Origin of the sequence: Flavobacterium sp. F52 (assembly GCF_000278705.1) — a bacterium.
Classification (GTDB): domain Bacteria; phylum Bacteroidota; class Bacteroidia; order Flavobacteriales; family Flavobacteriaceae; genus Flavobacterium; species Flavobacterium anhuiense.
In genome coordinates this window covers 151,078-168,972 of sequence record NZ_AKZQ01000023.1, presented here as the reverse complement: position 1 = coordinate 168,972, position 17,895 = coordinate 151,078, and the positions used below count along the sequence as shown (strand labels likewise).

Annotated in this window: 18 protein-coding genes and 2 tRNA genes; 8 read left to right on the top strand and 12 right to left on the bottom strand. The window is 34.3% G+C overall.

All coding sequences use genetic code 11. The features are described 5' to 3' along the window. Window positions 1-67: 67 nt before the first annotated feature. The 3 genes from FF52_RS08055 (at window position 68) to FF52_RS08045 (ending at window position 3,214) form a co-directional block, all read left to right on the top strand. Complete coding sequence (locus FF52_RS08055; protein WP_008464487.1) at window positions 68-1,333, top strand: patatin-like phospholipase family protein; 1,266 nt, start codon at window positions 68-70, stop codon at window positions 1,331-1,333. 148 nt (window positions 1,334-1,481) lie between these two features. Beyond that, window positions 1,482-2,315: a hypothetical protein gene (locus FF52_RS08050; RefSeq protein ID WP_008464485.1), complete on the top strand. Its 834-nt coding sequence runs from the start codon at window positions 1,482-1,484 to the stop codon at window positions 2,313-2,315. 131 nt (window positions 2,316-2,446) lie between these two features. Then, the gene (locus FF52_RS08045) at window positions 2,447-3,214 is read left to right on the top strand and encodes a DUF4369 domain-containing protein (protein WP_008464483.1); all 768 of its coding nucleotides are present in this window, start codon (window positions 2,447-2,449) and stop codon (window positions 3,212-3,214) included. 288 nt (window positions 3,215-3,502) lie between these two features. Here FF52_RS08045 and FF52_RS08040 read toward each other — a convergent pair. From FF52_RS08040 to idi, 7 genes are all read right to left on the bottom strand, one after another. Beyond that, window positions 3,503-3,576: transfer RNA gene (locus FF52_RS08040), tRNA-Thr, on the bottom strand. 112 nt (window positions 3,577-3,688) lie between these two features. Continuing rightward, window positions 3,689-3,762, bottom strand: a tRNA-Thr gene (locus FF52_RS08035). 77 nt (window positions 3,763-3,839) lie between these two features. Further along, entirely contained in the window at window positions 3,840-4,106 is a 267-nt protein-coding gene (locus tag FF52_RS08030; RefSeq protein WP_008464481.1) for a hypothetical protein, read from the bottom strand. 57 nt (window positions 4,107-4,163) lie between these two features. Beyond that, complete coding sequence (locus tag FF52_RS08025; protein WP_008464479.1) at window positions 4,164-5,132, bottom strand: type I phosphomannose isomerase catalytic subunit; 969 nt, start codon at window positions 5,130-5,132, stop codon at window positions 4,164-4,166. Window positions 5,133-5,188: 56 nt separating this feature from the next. After that, window positions 5,189-5,647, bottom strand: coding sequence for a peroxiredoxin (locus tag FF52_RS08020; RefSeq protein ID WP_008464477.1), 459 nt, complete (start codon window positions 5,645-5,647; stop codon window positions 5,189-5,191). Window positions 5,648-5,651: 4 nt separating this feature from the next. Further along, window positions 5,652-6,062 (bottom strand): 6-carboxytetrahydropterin synthase, encoded by a 411-nt coding sequence (locus tag FF52_RS08015; protein ID WP_008464474.1) that lies wholly within the window; start codon window positions 6,060-6,062, stop codon window positions 5,652-5,654. A 20-nt stretch (window positions 6,063-6,082) separates the two neighbouring features. After that, window positions 6,083-6,610 carry an isopentenyl-diphosphate Delta-isomerase gene (idi, locus tag FF52_RS08010; RefSeq protein ID WP_008464471.1) on the bottom strand — a complete coding sequence of 176 codons (528 nt, stop codon included), beginning with the start codon at window positions 6,608-6,610 and terminating at the stop codon, window positions 6,083-6,085. 294 nt (window positions 6,611-6,904) lie between these two features. Between idi and msrB the strand changes: the two genes are divergently transcribed. Both msrB and msrA read left to right on the top strand, forming a co-directional pair. Further along, the gene (msrB, locus tag FF52_RS08005) at window positions 6,905-7,459 is read left to right on the top strand and encodes a peptide-methionine (R)-S-oxide reductase MsrB (protein WP_008464470.1); all 555 of its coding nucleotides are present in this window, start codon (window positions 6,905-6,907) and stop codon (window positions 7,457-7,459) included. Between the two features lie 7 nt (window positions 7,460-7,466). Further along, window positions 7,467-8,075 (top strand): peptide-methionine (S)-S-oxide reductase MsrA, encoded by a 609-nt coding sequence (msrA, locus tag FF52_RS08000; RefSeq protein WP_008464467.1) that lies wholly within the window; start codon window positions 7,467-7,469, stop codon window positions 8,073-8,075. Window positions 8,076-8,135: 60 nt separating this feature from the next. On the opposite strand, the gene FF52_RS07995 is transcribed toward msrA, so the two are convergent. Beyond that, window positions 8,136-8,573, bottom strand: coding sequence for an META domain-containing protein (locus FF52_RS07995; protein WP_008464465.1), 438 nt, complete (start codon window positions 8,571-8,573; stop codon window positions 8,136-8,138). 258 nt (window positions 8,574-8,831) lie between these two features. Between FF52_RS07995 and FF52_RS07990 the strand changes: the two genes are divergently transcribed. Both FF52_RS07990 and FF52_RS07985 read left to right on the top strand, forming a co-directional pair. Then, window positions 8,832-10,235, top strand: a complete 1,404-nt coding sequence (locus FF52_RS07990; protein ID WP_008464463.1) for an aminopeptidase P N-terminal domain-containing protein — start codon at window positions 8,832-8,834, stop codon at window positions 10,233-10,235. Window positions 10,236-10,361: 126 nt separating this feature from the next. Then, complete coding sequence (locus FF52_RS07985) at window positions 10,362-11,321, top strand: quinone oxidoreductase family protein (protein WP_008464461.1); 960 nt, start codon at window positions 10,362-10,364, stop codon at window positions 11,319-11,321. An 88-nt stretch (window positions 11,322-11,409) separates the two neighbouring features. Here the strand turns inward: FF52_RS07985 and FF52_RS07980 are convergent, their stop codons facing one another. The 3 genes from FF52_RS07980 to FF52_RS07970 form a co-directional block, all read right to left on the bottom strand. After that, on the bottom strand, window positions 11,410-12,498 hold the full coding sequence (locus FF52_RS07980) for a hypothetical protein (RefSeq protein ID WP_008464458.1): 1,089 nt from the start codon (window positions 12,496-12,498) through the stop codon (window positions 11,410-11,412). Window positions 12,499-12,546: 48 nt separating this feature from the next. Next, a complete protein-coding gene (locus FF52_RS07975) occupies window positions 12,547-13,248 on the bottom strand; it encodes an SMI1/KNR4 family protein (protein ID WP_008464457.1) in 702 nt (233 codons plus the stop codon). A 75-nt stretch (window positions 13,249-13,323) separates the two neighbouring features. Next, complete coding sequence (locus FF52_RS07970; protein WP_008464454.1) at window positions 13,324-14,883, bottom strand: NAD(P)/FAD-dependent oxidoreductase; 1,560 nt, start codon at window positions 14,881-14,883, stop codon at window positions 13,324-13,326. 420 nt (window positions 14,884-15,303) lie between these two features. Between FF52_RS07970 and FF52_RS07965 the strand changes: the two genes are divergently transcribed. Then, window positions 15,304-15,540, top strand: coding sequence for a hypothetical protein (locus FF52_RS07965; protein ID WP_008464452.1), 237 nt, complete (start codon window positions 15,304-15,306; stop codon window positions 15,538-15,540). 91 nt (window positions 15,541-15,631) lie between these two features. Here FF52_RS07965 and recQ read toward each other — a convergent pair whose 3' ends face one another. Next, window positions 15,632-17,827 (bottom strand): DNA helicase RecQ, encoded by a 2,196-nt coding sequence (recQ, locus tag FF52_RS07960; RefSeq protein ID WP_008464450.1) that lies wholly within the window; start codon window positions 17,825-17,827, stop codon window positions 15,632-15,634. Window positions 17,828-17,895 lie beyond the last annotated feature (68 nt).

The following is a 17,895-nucleotide window of genomic DNA, read 5'->3' as shown; positions in this document are numbered from 1 at the left end:
AAAAACAAACATCACATATATTTGATTACCAGAATATTAAATAAAAAAATCTAAAATTCTAGAAATAATGGACAAGAGAAAGTTTACAGAAAACGGAGAAGTTCTAGCAATTATAAAAGATTTAAAAGAACAGATTAAAGGCAAAAAATTTTCTGATATTATAGATGATAATAACTGCCAATATGTTGATCTTGTACAAGAAGGCGGAGGCGTCCTCGGAATTGCATTGGTCGGCTATGTATATGTTTTGGAGCAAATGGGAATTCGGTTTTTAAGTCTGGCAGGAACCTCAGCAGGAAGTATCAATACCATGCTGATGGCTGCTGCAGGAACATGTGATATTCAAAAATCAGAATGGATCCTGGAATGTTTATGCAACAAAAATTTATATGATTTTGTTGATGGCGATCATGACGCCCGCGAATTTATCGACGCATTGCTAAGTGACGCCGGAAATCTGAAATTAATAATGAAAGGCTGTCAGGTTGTGGATAATTTTAAAGACGATTTAGGATTAAACCCTGGAAACAATTTTCATCAATGGATGACGAATCTTCTTTCGCAAAAAGGAATAAAAAACTATGCCGATTTGAGAGCTTTAAGAGAAAAAGGCGTTTCTGACAAAAACAAGTTATATCGAATTAATCTGCCAAATCACGGAGATAAAATAGAATATACCCGAGTGGATCATTGGAGCCAAATGGCAATAATAACTGCTGATATTACCACCGAAAGCAAAATCATTTTCCCTAAAATGATTGATTTGTTTTATTCGAATCCAGATGTTCAGAATCCAGCCGATTTCGTCCGAGCTTCTATGTCTATTCCTTTATTTTTCACTCCTTTTAAAATTACAAATATTCCAAGTGGAATTGACGCTTGGAACAAATGGAACGATGCAACTTGCCTAAGAACATCAGTACCATCTGAAGTTACGTTTATGGATGGCGGTATTATTTCAAATTTCCCAATTGACATTTTTCACGAAAATATGAATGTGCCCGCTTCTCCAACTTTTGGAATTAAATTGGGCTACGACAAAAACGAAATCAATAAAAATGAAAAATTTTCCAACCTAATAAGTTCAATGTTTGACACTGCACGCTATGGATATGATTATGAGTTCCTGCAAAAAAATCCAGATTTTAAAAACTTAATCGGATACATTGACACTGGAAGCCACAATTGGCTAAACTTCAATCTGACTGACGATGCAAAAATCGACCTTTTTATAAGAGGAGCTCAAAATGCGGCCGTTTTTCTAAACCGCTTTAATTGGGAAGAATACAAAAAAATCAGAAAAGCCAAAAGCAATTACTACAAGTCCGTTTAAAATTATTTCTAATAATACTAAACATAATTTTTTCTTCAAAAAGACGTTATGCAATCCTGTAAATAACCATTACAGGATTTTTTAATTGTAATTTATTTTTTTGTTACATTTGAACGCCTTATTAATCTAATCCAAAAACAAAACCATTATGAAAAAAACTGCTATTTTATTAACAGCTATTTGTGCTACAGCACTTTTATACGTTTCTTGTTCAAACGATAATCACGAAGAAACCACTTCAACAAGCCTTACAAACATTGGAGCTTCAGTGGCTGTAGACACTTCAAACGAAATGGATCTTAACACAGGTCTTTTAATCAGCACAAGCACCTCAACAACAGGAAAAACTGCTGAGACGCCTACTGGAATTTGCGCATCGATTACCATTTCATCCCCAAATGGAACTGAATATCCAAAAGTTTTTCTAGCAGATTTCGGAACAGTGGGCTGTACAGACAATAACAATCTTACACGCAAAGGAAAACTAAAAGTTACGCTTTCTGGACCAATCACTACAACTGGAAGCAAAATGACAATTGAAAGAATTGACTATTCTATAAAAGGCATCAAACTTGAAGGAACTATTGAATACACCAATACTACAACTGTTGCAACTGTACCACAATGGACCAGAAAAGTAACCAATGGTAAATTGACAGATTTGCAAGGAGGTGTTTATACCAATTCAGGAATTTATACTACTAAACAAACAGCTGGTGTAGATACACCACTTGTCTTATCTGATAATGTATATGAAATTACAGAAGGAACTCATACGGTAACGGCTTCAAATGGAGAAACGCTTACTTTGACTGTAAAAGAACCATTGATTAAAAAATATTCTTGCCTATTTATCTCTAAAGGACAACTAAAAGTTCAAGGTGGCATTTTAAACGGCGTAGTAGATTACGGAAATAACGACTGCGATGCACTTTACACTTATACGCACGAAAACGGATCTTCATTCAATTTATCGATGTAAGACCTTTTCCTGCACTATTTTAAAAATCCCAATCTATTCTAGATTGGGATTTATTTTTTTATAAAAATAAAACATCTGCCTCTTTACATTTAAACTATTTTCTTTATTTTGCACCAAAATCTCAAAAAACAATGAAAAAAACATTAATTGCTTTTGTTACTCTTGCAGTATTAGCATCTTGCAGCAAAAAAGAATCGGCTGCTGATAATCTACACATCACAGGAAACATTAAAGGTTTAAAAACCGGAACTTTATATATCCAAAGAATTGTTGACACTTCTCTTGTTGCCATCGACAGCATCAAAATTGACGGAAACTCGGCTTTTGAAAGAGACATTAAATTAGAATCTCCAGAAATGTTATACCTATATTTAGATCGTGGTGTAACAAACTCATTAGACAATAACATTTTATTCTTTGCTGAACCAGGAAATATCAATATTGACACCAACTTAGATAATTTCATCGCTGGCGCAAAAATTACTGGATCAAAAAACCAAGAATTATACGAAGAATATCAAAAAATAAATTCTCGTTTTAGAGATGAGAATTTGTCTATGGTTGAAGCAAAATTCAAAGCTTTAAAAAGAAAAGACCAAAAAGCTCTTGACAGTCTTGACGCAAAACAGCAATCAAATATCAAAAGAAAATATTTGTATGCAACAAACTTTGCTATCAACAATAAAGATCACGAAGTAGCACCTTACATTGCTTTAGCAGAAATTTACGATATCAATTTGAAGTTTCTGGACACGATTCAAAAATCGATGACTCCAAAAGTAGCACAATCTCTTTACGGAAAAAAGCTTACTAAATATGTAGCTGACATCAAAAAAGAAGAACAAAAAGCTCCTGCAGCTGCTAAAGCTGAAACGGCAACAACTGAAGCACAAAAATAATTTTTCGTTAAAAGACATTAAAAGCTCTGAGAAATTCAGGGCTTTTTTTTATGCTCTAAATTGAAATTTCAAACATAAAAAATAAACCCCACACTATTCAAAAAAGCCTCTTAAAAACAACAAAAGCCCCCAAATATTCAACTCTTGCATTTACCACCCGTTGAAAAAACTTTATAAGTTTAAAACTTGAAAGGTGATATTTGGAATTTAAAAATTGGAATTTAAAAATTGGAATTTATTTTCTTTTTGGAACAAAAAAAAACCACCACATTTCTGTGATGGTTTTTGAGCCGATAGAGGGACTCGAACCCACGACCTGCTGATTACAAATCAGCTGCTCTAGCCAGCTGAGCTACATCGGCCTATTTTGCGAGTGCAAAGATAGAAATGTTTTTTAATATTCCAAAAAAAATTTCACACCTCTCTCTATAATTAAAAAAACCACCACATTTCTGTGATGGTTTCCGTTTTTTGAGCCGATAGAGGGACTCGAACCCACGACCTGCTGATTACAAATCAGCTGCTCTAGCCAGCTGAGCTACATCGGCGTCATTACGGGTGCAAATATAAAGCGGTTTTTCAATTTCCCAAAATATTTTTGCACTTTTTTACGCTTTTTTTTTGCTTATAGTGCGTTGATTTTTTCAATCAATTGATTAGCAGCTTGTTCTAATTCAACATTAATTTGTTTGAAATGTGCTTTTTTATTTTCAACGTTTTTAGCGTTCACTTTTGTAATCAAAGTATCAAATACAGCAATAGCTTCATCAACCAAAGCATTCGTTTCTGGAGTTGGATTTCCTGTTGTTGACATCTCAAACAAGTAAACCGCCTCAATAATATCTCCTAATACAAAGTTGATGTCTTTCTTTAAATTCTTAACGTTTGCCATTTTTATTTTTATTTTAATTTGCGTCTGCAAAAGTACATATTATCTTTAAATTTAATGCTAAGAAATGTAAATTTCTAAAATTGAAGCTTTTCCGCTCAAATTAAATGCATTTATAGCAGCTGGAACCAAAACTGTATCGCCTTTTTTGTAAGCCTGTTTGAATCCGTCATATTCAATTTCAAAATCACCTTCAATACACATATATACCGTAAATGTTTCTCCATTTTTAGCAACTTCCAATTTATTTTCTAACGGAAGGAAATTAGTTGTAAAATAAGGACAGTCTACAACCGTATTTGAAGTATTAACCTTCGTCTCGTATTTTTTCTGAGTATCTACTTTATTATAGTTAATGGCATCTAGTGCTAAATCCACATGCAATTCTCTTTTGTTGCCTTGAGCATCTACACGATCAAAATCGTATAATCTATACGTTATATCAGATGTTTGCTGAATTTCGGCAACTACTAATCCTGCTCCAATTGCATGAACTGTTCCCGTTTCTAAAAAGAAAACATCTCCCGATTTTGCTTTCACATCGTCTAAGATTGAAACTAAAGTATTATCATGCAAATGTTTCAAATACTCTTCTTTGCTAGAATCTTCTTTAAAACCAACAATAATCCTAGCGTCAGCATCGGCTTGCATTACGTACCACATTTCTGTTTTACCAAATGAATTGTGACGCTCTTTTGCCAACTTATCGTTTGGATGCACTTGAATAGAAAGATCTTCTCTTGCATCTAAATATTTAAAAAGAAGCGGAAATTGTTTTCCAAATCTTTCGTAAACTTTAGTTCCTAAAATAGCGTCTGGTGTTTCATCAATTAAATCCATTAAAGATTTTCCTTTTAAAACTCCATTTGCAACCACACTTACATCTCCTTGTACAGTAGATAATTCCCAGCTTTCGCCCGTAATTTTAGAAACGATTGGTTTGTTTAAAATTGTTTTTAGCTTTTCTCCTCCCCAGATTCTTTCTTTCAAAATCGGTTCAAATTGCAAAGGGTATAAATTTTGATTCATGTTTTTAGGCTAATATATTTGTTTAATTAATTTTATTCTGATACTATTTTGGTATTTTATGATACTAATTCCTGTACGGCTTCTAAGGCTTTAGGTATATGTTTGGCTGCGTTTGCGCTATCAAATATCGAAATTACCAAACCATTTTTATCGATTATATAGGTAACACGCCCTGGCAGAAGTCCGAACAGATTATTGCGGACACCAAAAAGTTTTCTTAATCTTTTATCTTGATCTGAAAGCAAAATAAAAGGCAATTTATGTTTAGCCGCAAATTTATGTTGAGACTTCACACTATCGCTGCTAATACCAATTACCTCGGCCCCCAAATCTTTAAAATCTTCATATTGATCCCGAAAACTGCAAGCTTCAGTGGTACATCCTGGCGTATTATCTTTTGGGTAAAAATAAATCACCAGCGGCTTTCTTCCTAAAACGCTTTGGCTTTCAAAAAGGTCACCATTGTTGTCTTTCGCAGTAAAATTCGGAACTATATCTCCTATTTTTAATGACATTTTTTTATTCTCCTTTATAAGTTACAAAATTGCGTTCCGTTTCGTTCAGCACAACTTCAAGATCAAAGTCGGCATGAATTCGTTTTCTAATTTTATTCCATATCACAACAGCTATATTCTCTGCGGTCGGATTCAAATCTGCAAATTCTGGAACGTCCAGATTGAGATTTTTGTGATCAAACGGAATTTCTACTTCTTCTCGTATAATATCCGCTAATACTTTCACATCGAGGACAAAACCAGTTTCCGGGTCAATTTTTCCTGTAACACTTACTGTTAAACCATAATTATGACCATGAAAGTTAGGATTGTTGCATTTTCCAAAAACAGCATCGTTTTTTTCAAATGACCAATCCTTTCGATGCAGTCGATGTGCAGCATTAAAATGTGCTTTTCTTGATATGGTTACTCTCATTTATGTTTCTGGTTAGTTGGCTATAATTTATGGTCTTCGAGATAATGATCAAATTCATCAAAAATTATCTTAAACCATACGGTATAAATTTCGGGCTGTTTTTCAATATCTGCTTTCACATCTTCAATACTCATCCATTTCCAGTCTTCCACTTCATCTGGATTTATGTTTGGTTCTTCATTATAATAACCAATCATAACATGATCCAGTTCGTGTTCTGTCAAACCATTATCAAAAGGTGCTTTATAGATAAAATGAAATAATTCTTTCAATTCAGCTTTAAACCCCATTTCTTCAAACAATCTTCGGCTTCCTGCTTCAATATTGGTTTCGCCTTCTCTCTGATGACTGCAGCAAGTGTTTGTCCACAGCAAAGGAGAATGGTATTTATGATGAGCACGCTGTTGCAGCATAATTTCGTTTTTACTATTCAAAATAAAAACCGAAAAGGCACGGTGCAAAAGCGCTTTTTCATGTGCTTCTAATTTTGGCATTAAGCCAATCTGTTCATCGTTCTGATTAACTAGTATTACGTTTTCTTCTATCATAAGGCTTCTTAAGCAAACAAAAATACGAAAAAAGAAATGGCTTAAAAATGCTAATTCAGCTTGGCAAAAATTAAGGTTTTGACTCGATTCCTATTTCATTGATTTACAACGCTGTAATTTATACTAAATTTTAAAAGCAGTTAAAATTAAGACATAAAAACTACATTGCGTTGTTTTACGTAACTAATAAAAAGTTAAAACACACTTAAAAAAATCTCAATAATAACACACCTTGTATTTTGAAGCTAATTCTCAACGTATCTTTGATGTACAGATCAATTCACCCAAGAACTTATGAAATCTAAAAATCTAATTTTCAGTCTCTGCTTTTTACTCCCGCTTTTTGTTTTACAAGCCTGCGGACAAAACACAAAAAAACAATCTGCAAACACAGTTGTTATGGAAAATAAAATCAGCAAACCCGGAAATCCTTATTATTCTAATACTGACACGAAGAAATTAAACTTGAGCAATGCCGAATGGAAAAAGGTTTTACCAGAAGATGTCTATGCCGTAATGCGTGAAGCTGACACAGAAAGACCTTTTACTGGAAAATATTGGAACACCGATGAAAAAGGAACCTATTACTGCGCTTCTTGTGGCAACTTGCTTTTTAGATCTACAGCAAAATTCTCTAGCAGCTGCGGATGGCCAAGTTTCTATGAACAAGAAAACAAAAAAAGCATTGTTTTTAAAGAAGATAATTCTCTTGGAATGGAAAGAATTGAAACGCTATGCGGACGTTGTGGTGGACATTTAGGACACATATTTGATGATGGTCCTGCGCCAACGGGAAAACGCTACTGCATGAACTCGATTGCTCTTGATTTTATTCCAGATAATAAATAATTTAAAAATGAAAAATATACTTTTAATATATCTTTTTGCGCTTTCGCTAAATGGCATTTCCCAAAATAAAAAAGCCAATCTAGAAACAATTACACTAGGCGGAGGCTGTTACTGGTGCGTTGAAGCCGTTTACGAAAATCTAGATGGAGTAAAATCTGTTGTTTCTGGATTTTCTGGCGGAAAAACTGTAAATCCAACTTACGAAGAGGTTTGTACTGGAGAAACTGGTCATGCCGAAGTCGTGCAGATTACATACGATAAAAACATAACTGATATAAACGAAATCTTTAAAGTGTTTTTTACCGTTCACGATCCGACAACTTTAAATCGTCAGGGAGCAGATGTTGGCACGCAGTACCGTTCTGTTATTTTCTATAAAAATGACGAACAGAAAAAAGCCGCTCAAAGCATTATTGCTGAACTAAACAAAGCGAAGGTTTACAACAATTCGATTGTGACGAAATTGGAACCTTTTAAAGTTTTTTACAAAGCCGAAGATTATCATCAGAATTATTATGCTAACAATAAAAATCAGCCGTATTGCAAAATGGTAATTCAGCCTAAACTAGAAAAGTTTGAAAAGGTTTTTAAAGACAAACTCAAAAAGAAACAGTAAACGCAAACAAAAAAGGGGAAATGAATAATCATTTCCCCTTTTCTTATATTGTCATTTAAACTATTGTTTTGCTACTTTTTTAAATCGCATCATTGGTACGTCGCCCTGAATTAAATTTAATTTGCCGTCTTTATCAATAGAATAACTTGTAATTTGTCTAATTTGTTTTAGGAATACTTGCTCACCTCCACCCTCACAAAACATCATTGTAGTTGGTCCTTCTTCTCCAAAAGTCAAAGACTTTCCTTTTAAAGTATAAGACGCGCTATAACCGTTGCATCCATTATTGCCATATACTTTTGTTTCTTTTTCATCAAAAGTAAGCTGTGGTTTTTTATTTGGATATAATCCTTCAAAAGCAATTCTTGGTCCTGATATATATTCCAACTCCCAAGTTGTTCCAAACAAATCGCCTGTATTAGAAGCAGATTTTGATGCAGAACATGAAGCAATTAATAACGTTAAAACTGAAAGGACTGCAAATGTGTATTTTTTCATAAAAGTGGATTTTAAAGATTTATAATTTGTTTTTTGAAGTGTAAAATAATTCTATAAAAATTCTTTTCTCAATATTCATGCCCAGTTACAGGTTTATCGAAGTTTATTTTGAGGATAACCCGCAATTTTCTGTACCTAAGTTACTACAATTTATTTAAAGTTTTATCGCTCAAATGTTTAAAATAAAACAAGCGACATTATTTTTTTTGTAATTTGCATCGATCAAAAAACGAATAATCATCAGTAAAAAACCAAAAAATGAAACAATTTCTATTCTTGTTTGTATTTGCCTTGACTGCGCCATTTGCTCATTCGCAAGAAAACCTTCCAACAGATTACCTCACAAAAGAATTTCATCAAGGACGCCGTGAAGCTTTTAGAGCTTTAATGCCTGCTAATTCAGTTGCTGTTGTTTTTTCTTATCCTGAAAGAGTTTTTTCAAAAGATATTAATTACAACTATCACGGAAATCCTGATTTATATTATCTGGCGGGATATAAAGAACCAGACGCCATTTTATTGCTTTTTAAAGAACCACAGGGAACAGAAAAATATACTGAAGTGCTTTTTGTACGAGAAAGAAATGCTGCGCGCGAAATGTGGACAGGAAGACGTTTAGGGATTGAAGGCGCAAAATCTAAGTTAGGTTTTACAACCGTTTACAACGGAAAAGATTTTAATGCATTTCCAATTGATTTTTCAAAATTTGACAAAATCATTTATGACAAGTTTCCAACAGATGTTACAGAAAGTAATCATCCAGACAATTTGTTTGCATTGCTGAAATCGTTTACATCTAAAGCCGGAATTACAACAGAAAATGAAGCTTCGATAGATTTGTTTAACAATATCACAAATTCTCTTCGCGAAATCAAAACACCAGAAGAACTTGTTTTAATGCGCAAAACAGTAAAACTTTCCTGCGTTGCCCACAATGAAGTGATGAAAGCGGTTGGCCCTGATATGAGCGAAAATGAAGCTGACGGAATTCATGCATATATTCACAGGCACTATGGCGCCGAAGGCGAAGGCTATCCTCCAATTGTTGGTGCTGGTGCAAACGGATGTATTTTGCATTATGGAGAAAACAATGCTACAAAAATTGACAATCAATTATTATTAATGGATGTTGGTTCTGAATATCACGGTTATTCCGCAGATGTTACCAGAACAATTCCTGCTAACGGGAAATTTACCGAAGAGCAAAAAGCAATTTATCAGATAGTTTATGACGCTCAAGAGGAAGTTTTTAAACTTTGTAAAGAAGGAACTCCAATTCAGGATTTGAACAAAAAGGCAAAAGAAGTTATTGCCGCTGGATTAATTAAATTAGGAATTATTACAGATCCAAAAGACGCCCGAATATATTATCCGCACGGCTGCTCACACTTTCTTGGCCTAGATGTTCATGACAAAGGAAACTATATGGGAACTCTAAAAGAAAATATGATTCTAACTGTTGAGCCTGGAATTTACATTCCTGCAAACAGCAAATGCGATAAAAAATGGTGGAATATCGGCGTTCGTATCGAAGATGATATTTTAATGCTAAAAAATTCATACGAAAACCTTTCTGCAGAGTCACCAAGAAAATGGCAAGACATTGAGGCTTTAGCTAAACAGAAAAGCACTTTTAATGAAATGAAATTTCCTAAAATTTAATTTCTATTCTTTGCCACTCCCTATAGCTATCGGAGTGGCAAAGAAAAAATAAACCAAAGCCTCCAATTATTTTGAGGCTTTTCTTTTTGGATTTTTCACGAACTTTGCTTTCTTAAATATTAAAAAATGAAAGCACTTACCTTTTCTTCTTTTGGAGAATCAGATGTTTTAGAATATATAGAAATTCCTAATCCACAATTAAAACAAGATGAGATTTTAGTTGAGATGAAAGCCATCGGATTAAACTTTGCTGATGTTTACCGTCGAAAAGGGAATTATCATTTAAAAGGAAATCCTCCTTTTATTGCCGGTTATGAAGGCGCAGGAATTGTGGTCGATGCTAACAATCATCCAGAATTTAAAGTAGGTGATCATGTGGCTTTTGCCGACGTACCATTTGCCAATGCAGAATTGGTTGCCGTTAATGTAAATCACATTATTCCATTATCCGAAAAAATCTCTTTTGAAACTGCAGCTTCTGTTTTGCTTCAAGGCTTAACCGCTCATTATTTGGCTACAGACAGTCATAAAACGGCAAAGGGAGAAACTGTTTTAGTACATGCAGTTGCTGGCGGAGTTGGACAGATTTTAACTCAAATCAGTAAACTTTTGGGTGCGAGAGTTATTGGATTAACCTCATCTGCAGAAAAAGCCAAAATCGGTTTTGAGCAAGGTGCAGATCATGTTTTTCTTTATAATGAAGATTGGAAATCGCAAGTTTTTAAAGTGGTTCCAAACGGTGTCGATGCTGTTTACGACAGTATTGGGAGCACTTTAATGGAAAGTTTTGAAGTCACTAAAGAATGCGGACAAGTTGTTTTCTTCGGAATGGCAGGCGGCAATCCAGCACCTGTAGACCCGAGAATGCTTATGGACAGTTCTAAAACTTTGACTGGAGGCGATTTGTGGAGTTATTTAAATTCTAAAGAAGAACGAATCAAAAGAGCGACTCAGTTATTCAATTGGATTACCGAAGGAAAAATCAAACTTTCAGAACCAACATCTTTCAAATTATCAGAAGGAAAACTAGCGCACGATTTCCTAGAAAGCAGAAAAAGCACAGGGAAAATTATTTTGATACCGTAAAAATGTTTTTGCCACAAATTCACGAATTTTATTTTAAAAACTTTACGCATAGATTTTGAAATAAAATTCGTGAATTCGTGGCTATCTATTACAACTGAGCAACTTCAATTTTTGTAATTTCAGATAACTCTAGAATTCTTTCTACTTCATCTTTATTTGCCACAAAAAACAAATAATTGTCTCCATAGGTTTCGTAAGTCATTAGCTCTAGATTTAATTTTTCTAATTCCGACTGAATGTAAGGAAAAAGATCATGGCTATAAGTTTCTTCTGGATAATCGAACTTAAAATCTTTACCAATCAATTCAGAAATGAAATATTCAGCATCTTCGGGATCGAATTTCCAGTCACTGTTCCAAGCATTGATATTCTCAAAGAAATCAAAATGCCCCTCAACAATCGCGTGATATTCTTCACTGCCTTTTAGATAGTTTTTAAAAAGTATTTCTGACTGCTTTTTGAGTTCTTCTTCTTCAACATTTTCTCTAGAAACTAAATTGATAAATTCCTCAAAGGATTGTATGGTAGCTTCTTCTCTTTCTACTAAATTTTCAGACGAAGGAAGTTCAATTGTTTCTGGAATTTCAATATTTAAATATTGGCAGATTCCTTGTAAAACCACTTTAAGATCCCTAACGCCAATTGTCTCACTTTCATTCTTTGGATTATTCACATCAATAACTTCGCTCTCCAGCAACCCTCTTGTATAATCGAAGAAATGTTTCCCTGAATATAACATCCTAAAGTCATTTACATCCAAACTATTCGTACAGCAAAAAAAGATTACAAAGTTTTTTATAGAACGTTTAAAAAACTTTTTCTCCTCTGCAGTTGGCTCCGAATAAAACTGAATATGAATAAAATCATATTGTAAGTCATCTTGCATTGCTTCTTCTGACAGGCCTCCAATATTCAGTTTTTTATAAAGTTCGTTCAGAACTTCATACGCATTATTAAACCCCGCTTTTTTAATTTCTGCTCTTCCTTCTTCGTGATCTAATGAGGATGGAACAGAATATAAATTTACAGTAACATTTTCATGAACTCCTTTTACTTTGAATTCTAAACTATTAGATTCATGATACAAATGACTATAAATAGAATCAATCACATCAAAGGAAATAATCGATTTTGCATCATTATTTCTATTAAACAAATTGGAAAAAAAACCTGCCATTATATTGTTATTTTTTATGCAAATATAGTAGTATTTTTCTGTAAAGAATTATTCATTCGAATATTTAAAACTCTGATTCATTTTATCGAAAGGAATTACTTCATTAACAATCGATTCTAATTCGAAATCAGTCAGTAATCCTCTCGCAGATTCTACTATTTTTGGTGAAACATGTATTTCATAGTCAATGATGTTTCTTTTTAAAATGTTGGACAGGATGTCATTTTGCTGCTCAGTCAGATATTTTTTGTGCGATTTAAATACCGATTCTATATCTTCTCTAAATTCCTCGTCAGTAAGTCCATTATAAACATCTTGTTTTGACATATCGATCAATAAAACTTTAAAGATAAAATCCTGAAGGTTTTTAGCCAGGTAATTGACTTCGTTGGAGTCGTGCCAGACAAAAACAATCGGCACATCGTCATTGTTTTCTTCGTTTAAAAAGAAACAATAATGATCTCCACCTCCACTTTTGGCAAACGGAATAAATTTAAATTCTGGATTGATATTTCGATAATCCTCTGGATCTCTGAGCTCTTCTATTTCTTCGGCAACCGATTTCAAATTCAGCGATTCAAAATCATACGAATGCAAAAGCAGAGGCGGATTATCTTTTAAGGTTGGATAAACTTCTGTATACCAATTAGGACCATATTCTCCGACGTCCAACATACCGTCAGCGTCTAATTGCTTGTATAAAAGCGGAAAATTGAATCCGTATTTTTTTTCTATTTCTTGTATTGTCATCTTTGGGGCAAATTCTATTACAATCAAACCACTAAGATAACAATCTTTTTACTACACCAAAAAACCTGAAGTCAATTATTTCAAGGACTCCGCAATCATCAAGGCACATTTTTCTCCGTCAATGGCTGCAGAGATAATTCCTCCGGCATAACCCGCACCTTCTCCACATGGATATAATCCTTTGATTTGCAAATGTTCTAATGTCATCGGATCTCTCGGAATTCTAACTGGCGATGAAGTTCTGCTTTCTGGCGCATGCAAAATAGCTTCATTAGTTAAATAACCACGCATTGATTTTCCGAACTCTTGAAATCCCTGACGCATAATCTGAGTCAAAAATCCTGGAAAAACCTGACCCAATTCAACCGAAGTAGTTCCTGGCACATAAGAAGTTTTCGGAATATCTGCTGAAACTTTACTCTTAGTGAAATCAATCATTCTTTGAGCTGGAACTTTTTGGGTTTGCCCAGCCAAATGCCAAGCTTTTTGTTCGATACTTTTTTGAAATTCCATCCCCGCCAAAGCTCCAAATTTTGCAAAAGGCTTAAAATCTTCCAATTTTAATTCGACAACAATTCCTGAATTTGCAGTTGATTGATCACGTTTAGAAGGCGACCAACCATTTGTAACCACTTCTCCTGGACTAGTAGCACAAGGCGCAATTACACCTCCAGGACACATACAAAACGAATACATTCCGCGGCCGTTAACTTGTTTTACGATAGAATATGGCGCTGGAGGTAAATGTTCTCCACGGAAATCACAACTGTATTGAATGCTGTCTATTAATTCCTGTGAATGTTCTGCGCGAACTCCCAAAGCAAAAGGTTTTGCTTCAATTAAAATTTTCTTTTTATCTAATAATTCAAAAATATCACGAGCCGAATGTCCCGTTGCCAAGATTAATTTATTGGCGTGAATTTTATCTCCGTTTTGCGTTACAATTCCCTCAACTTCATTATTCTTTACCAAAATATCATCTACTCGGGTTTCAAACAAAACTTGCCCCCCGAATTCTCGGATTTTATTTCTGATATCTTCAATAATTTTAGGAAGCTTATTCGTTCCAATATGTGGATGCGCTTCTACCAAAATATCTTCAGAAGCACCAAAAGCCACTAAAAGTTCTAGAATTCGAGTTACATCTCCACGCTTTTTTGAACGGGTATATAATTTTCCATCAGAATACGTTCCTGCTCCACCTTCTCCAAAACAATAATTAGAATCCTCGTTTACGATATGCTCGCGGTTTATCGCTTTCAAGTCACGACGACGGCCTCGAACATCTTTTCCGCGTTCTAAAACAATTGGCTTTAAACCTAATTCGATTAATTGCAATGCCGCAAAAAGTCCGGCTGGGCCTGCTCCGACAACAATAACTTCCTGCGCATTGGAAACATCCTTATATATAGGAAGTTCAATTTTAGTTTCCTGAAAGGGTTCGCCTTTTAAATAAATAAGAACTTTCAAATTAATTTTAATTGCTTTCTGACGTGCATCAATAGAGCGTTTTAAAATTGAAACGTGCTGAATTTCTTGAGCAGAAACTTTAATCTGCTTAGACAAATAGTCTTTTAGCAATGATTCGTTTGCAGCAATTTCCGGTGTAACTTGAAGTAAAAGTTCTTTAGGCATTTTTGTATATTTATTCTATTAGCTTTTCTTTCTATGAAAAGAACATGCAAAAGTACTATTTTGAACTGACTTTATATAATTAACCGCAAAGTGCGCTAAGTTTTTTTAAAGGTATGGCTACAGAAAAACACAAAGTTCGCAAAGCTTTGTGTTGATATAGCTTTTCGAACTTTGTGTTTATTCTCAAAGAAAAATTAATCTTATCGCACTTTGCGGTTAGTTAAGCAGCAAATTTACTCTTCCTAAAATCTTACTATTTATTTTTAGCCACAGATTAATTGGATTAAAAAGATTTCTTCAAGAATGGTTACGCGCATTGCGGTTTGTTTTCTACAGAAAAAAGCTCAGAATCTTAGCTTCTCAGAATCTTTAATAAAGACTTTGTACCTTTGTCGCTATGTCACTTTGAAACTTAAAAAAATGTCAAGAAAAATAAAACTAATCTGGGATTTCCGCGGACCAGCTTCAGCTAAAACTGCTGAACACCACGAAATTCATTTAAAAGAATATATCGCAATAGAAAAATTGCCCTTAAATATTACGGGATATAAAGTCATAGACGAAATGTACGCCATTGCTTTTATGGTTGTAACAGACGAAAATATGATTCAAGTAAGAGATGCTTTGAAACCACATCGTGGGGAACTCTACGAGTAGTTTTCAGTTTTCGGTCACAGTTTACAGTTTTGCACTGAGACTAATTTTAAGTCGCAGTTTACTGAGACCGTAAACTGCGACTGTAAACTTTTTAATTCGCTACCTCGCTAATAAACTTTATACGCATTAAACGCAATTCATCAATATCGTAATCGCCATCAAATTCTTTTAGTGCGTCTTCGATTTTATCAGATTCAGATTCCATGAAATAATCATGAATTTCTTCCTGTTGATCGTCGTCCAAGATATCATCTAACCAATATTTGATGTTCAGTTTTGTTCCAGAATAAACAATCTGTTCCATTTCTTTGATCAAAGCATCCATCGTTAAACCTTTCGCGGAAGCAATATCACTTAATGGAAGTTTTCTATCAATATTCTGAATGATGTATAATTTGTTAGCAGAATTTACTCCTGTAGATTTAACAACTAAATCGTCTGGACGAATAATATCATTATCCTCAACATATCGGCTAATTAAAGCTACGAATTCGCTTCCATATTTTTTAGCTTTTCCTTCACCAACACCATGAATATTATATAATTCCTGAATTGTTATCGGATATTTTAAAGCCATATCTTCGATTGAAGGATCTTGGAAAACTACGAATGGAGGAACTCCAAGTTTTTTAGCTACTTTTTTACGAAGTTCGCGAAGCATTCCAGTTAAAACTTCGTCTGCTGTTCCAGAAGATTTGCCTCCTGTGACAATAGTTTCATCATCGGCTTCGGTATATTCATGATCTTCAGACATCATAAACGAAACTGGCTTTTTGATAAAATCTAAACCTTCCTTTGTAATTTTTATTACACCGTAAGTCTCAATGTCTTTTGACAAAAGTCCTGTTACCAAAACTTGTCTCAACAATGCCATCCAGTATTTTTCGTCGTGGTCTGAACCAGAACCAAAATAAGGCTGTGTATCTGTTTTATGCGCTTTAATAACCGCATTGATACGGCCAATTAAAGTAAATACAATTTCTTTTGATTTGTAAATATGTTTGGTATCGCGAACAATTTCAAGCAATTTAACTACTTGATCTTTGGCTTCAACTTTATGTTTCGGGTTGCGAACATTGTCGTCCATATCGGCTCCTTCGCCAGTTTCACTGTCAAATTCTTCACCGAAATAATGAAGAAGGAATTTTCTACGCGACATTGAAGTTTCGGCGTAAGCCACCACTTCTTGCAAAAGTGCAAAACCAATTTCTTGTTCGGCAACTGGTTTTCCAGACATAAATTTCTCTAGCTTTTCTACATCTTTATAAGAGTAATACGCTAGACAATGCCCTTCTCCACCGTCACGTCCTGCGCGACCGGTTTCTTGGTAATAACTTTCAAGAGATTTCGGAATATCATGGTGAATTACAAAACGAACGTCTGGTTTATCGATTCCCATTCCGAAAGCTATTGTTGCTACAACGACATCAACATCTTCCATCAAAAACATATCTTGATGTTTGGCGCGGGTTTTGGCATCTAAACCTGCATGATAAGGAACAGCACTGATTCCGTTTACTTGTAAAACTTCGGCAATCGATTCTACTTTTTTACGGCTTAAGCAGTAAATAATTCCAGATTTGCCTTTATGCTGTTTGATAAATCGAATAATATCCGACTCAATATTTTTTGTTTTGGTACGAACTTCATAATACAAGTTCGGTCTGTTGAACGATGCTTTAAAAGTATTGGCATCGGCCATGTCAAGGTTTTTCAGAATATCTTCCTGAACCTTTGGTGTTGCGGTTGCGGTAAGTCCAATAATTGGCACTTTACCCAGCTGCTTAATTATATTTCGCAGATTTCTATACTCTGGCCTAAAATCATGTCCCCATTCTGAGATACAGTGCGCCTCATCAATGGCCACAAAAGAAATAGGCACGCTTTGTAAAAAAGCAACATATTCTTCTTTTGTTAATGATTCAGGGGCGACATACAAAAGTTTGGTCAATCCAGATGTAATATCTTTTTTAACCTGAGCAATTTCTGTTTTAGTTAGAGAGGAGTTTAATACATGTGCAATTCCATTTTCAGACGAAAGGCTTCGAATTGCATCAACCTGATTTTTCATCAAAGCAATTAATGGAGAAACAACAATTGCTGTTCCTTCTTGAATTAAAGCCGGTAATTGGTAGCAAAGAGACTTTCCTCCACCGGTCGGCATAATTACGAATGTATTCTTTCCGTCTAAAATGCTCGTAATGACTTGCTCCTGCAAGCCTTTAAATTGGCTAAAGCCGAAATACTTCTTTAATTCTTTATGTATTTCAATTTCATTTGAATTCATTCTCTATATTAATGGTATTTTGTATAAATTTGCAACACATAAAGATACAACTTTCTTTTATACATACA

Coding starts and splice junctions, on each gene's coding strand:
- FF52_RS08055 (WP_008464487.1), top strand. CDS start 68: ATGGACAAGAGAAAGTTTACAGAAAACGGAGAAGTTCTAGCAATTATA.
- FF52_RS08050 (WP_008464485.1), top strand. CDS start 1,482: ATGAAAAAAACTGCTATTTTATTAACAGCTATTTGTGCTACAGCACTT.
- FF52_RS08045 (WP_008464483.1), top strand. CDS start 2,447: ATGAAAAAAACATTAATTGCTTTTGTTACTCTTGCAGTATTAGCATCT.
- FF52_RS08030 (WP_008464481.1), bottom strand. CDS start 4,106: ATGGCAAACGTTAAGAATTTAAAGAAAGACATCAACTTTGTATTAGGA.
- FF52_RS08025 (WP_008464479.1), bottom strand. CDS start 5,132: ATGAATCAAAATTTATACCCTTTGCAATTTGAACCGATTTTGAAAGAA.
- FF52_RS08020 (WP_008464477.1), bottom strand. CDS start 5,647: ATGTCATTAAAAATAGGAGATATAGTTCCGAATTTTACTGCGAAAGAC.
- FF52_RS08015 (WP_008464474.1), bottom strand. CDS start 6,062: ATGAGAGTAACCATATCAAGAAAAGCACATTTTAATGCTGCACATCGA.
- idi (WP_008464471.1), bottom strand. CDS start 6,610: ATGATAGAAGAAAACGTAATACTAGTTAATCAGAACGATGAACAGATT.
- msrB (WP_008464470.1), top strand. CDS start 6,905: ATGAAATCTAAAAATCTAATTTTCAGTCTCTGCTTTTTACTCCCGCTT.
- msrA (WP_008464467.1), top strand. CDS start 7,467: ATGAAAAATATACTTTTAATATATCTTTTTGCGCTTTCGCTAAATGGC.
- FF52_RS07995 (WP_008464465.1), bottom strand. CDS start 8,573: ATGAAAAAATACACATTTGCAGTCCTTTCAGTTTTAACGTTATTAATT.
- FF52_RS07990 (WP_008464463.1), top strand. CDS start 8,832: ATGAAACAATTTCTATTCTTGTTTGTATTTGCCTTGACTGCGCCATTT.
- FF52_RS07985 (WP_008464461.1), top strand. CDS start 10,362: ATGAAAGCACTTACCTTTTCTTCTTTTGGAGAATCAGATGTTTTAGAA.
- FF52_RS07980 (WP_008464458.1), bottom strand. CDS start 12,498: ATGGCAGGTTTTTTTTCCAATTTGTTTAATAGAAATAATGATGCAAAA.
- FF52_RS07975 (WP_008464457.1), bottom strand. CDS start 13,248: ATGACAATACAAGAAATAGAAAAAAAATACGGATTCAATTTTCCGCTT.
- FF52_RS07970 (WP_008464454.1), bottom strand. CDS start 14,883: ATGCCTAAAGAACTTTTACTTCAAGTTACACCGGAAATTGCTGCAAAC.
- FF52_RS07965 (WP_008464452.1), top strand. CDS start 15,304: ATGTCAAGAAAAATAAAACTAATCTGGGATTTCCGCGGACCAGCTTCA.
- recQ (WP_008464450.1), bottom strand. CDS start 17,827: ATGAATTCAAATGAAATTGAAATACATAAAGAATTAAAGAAGTATTTC.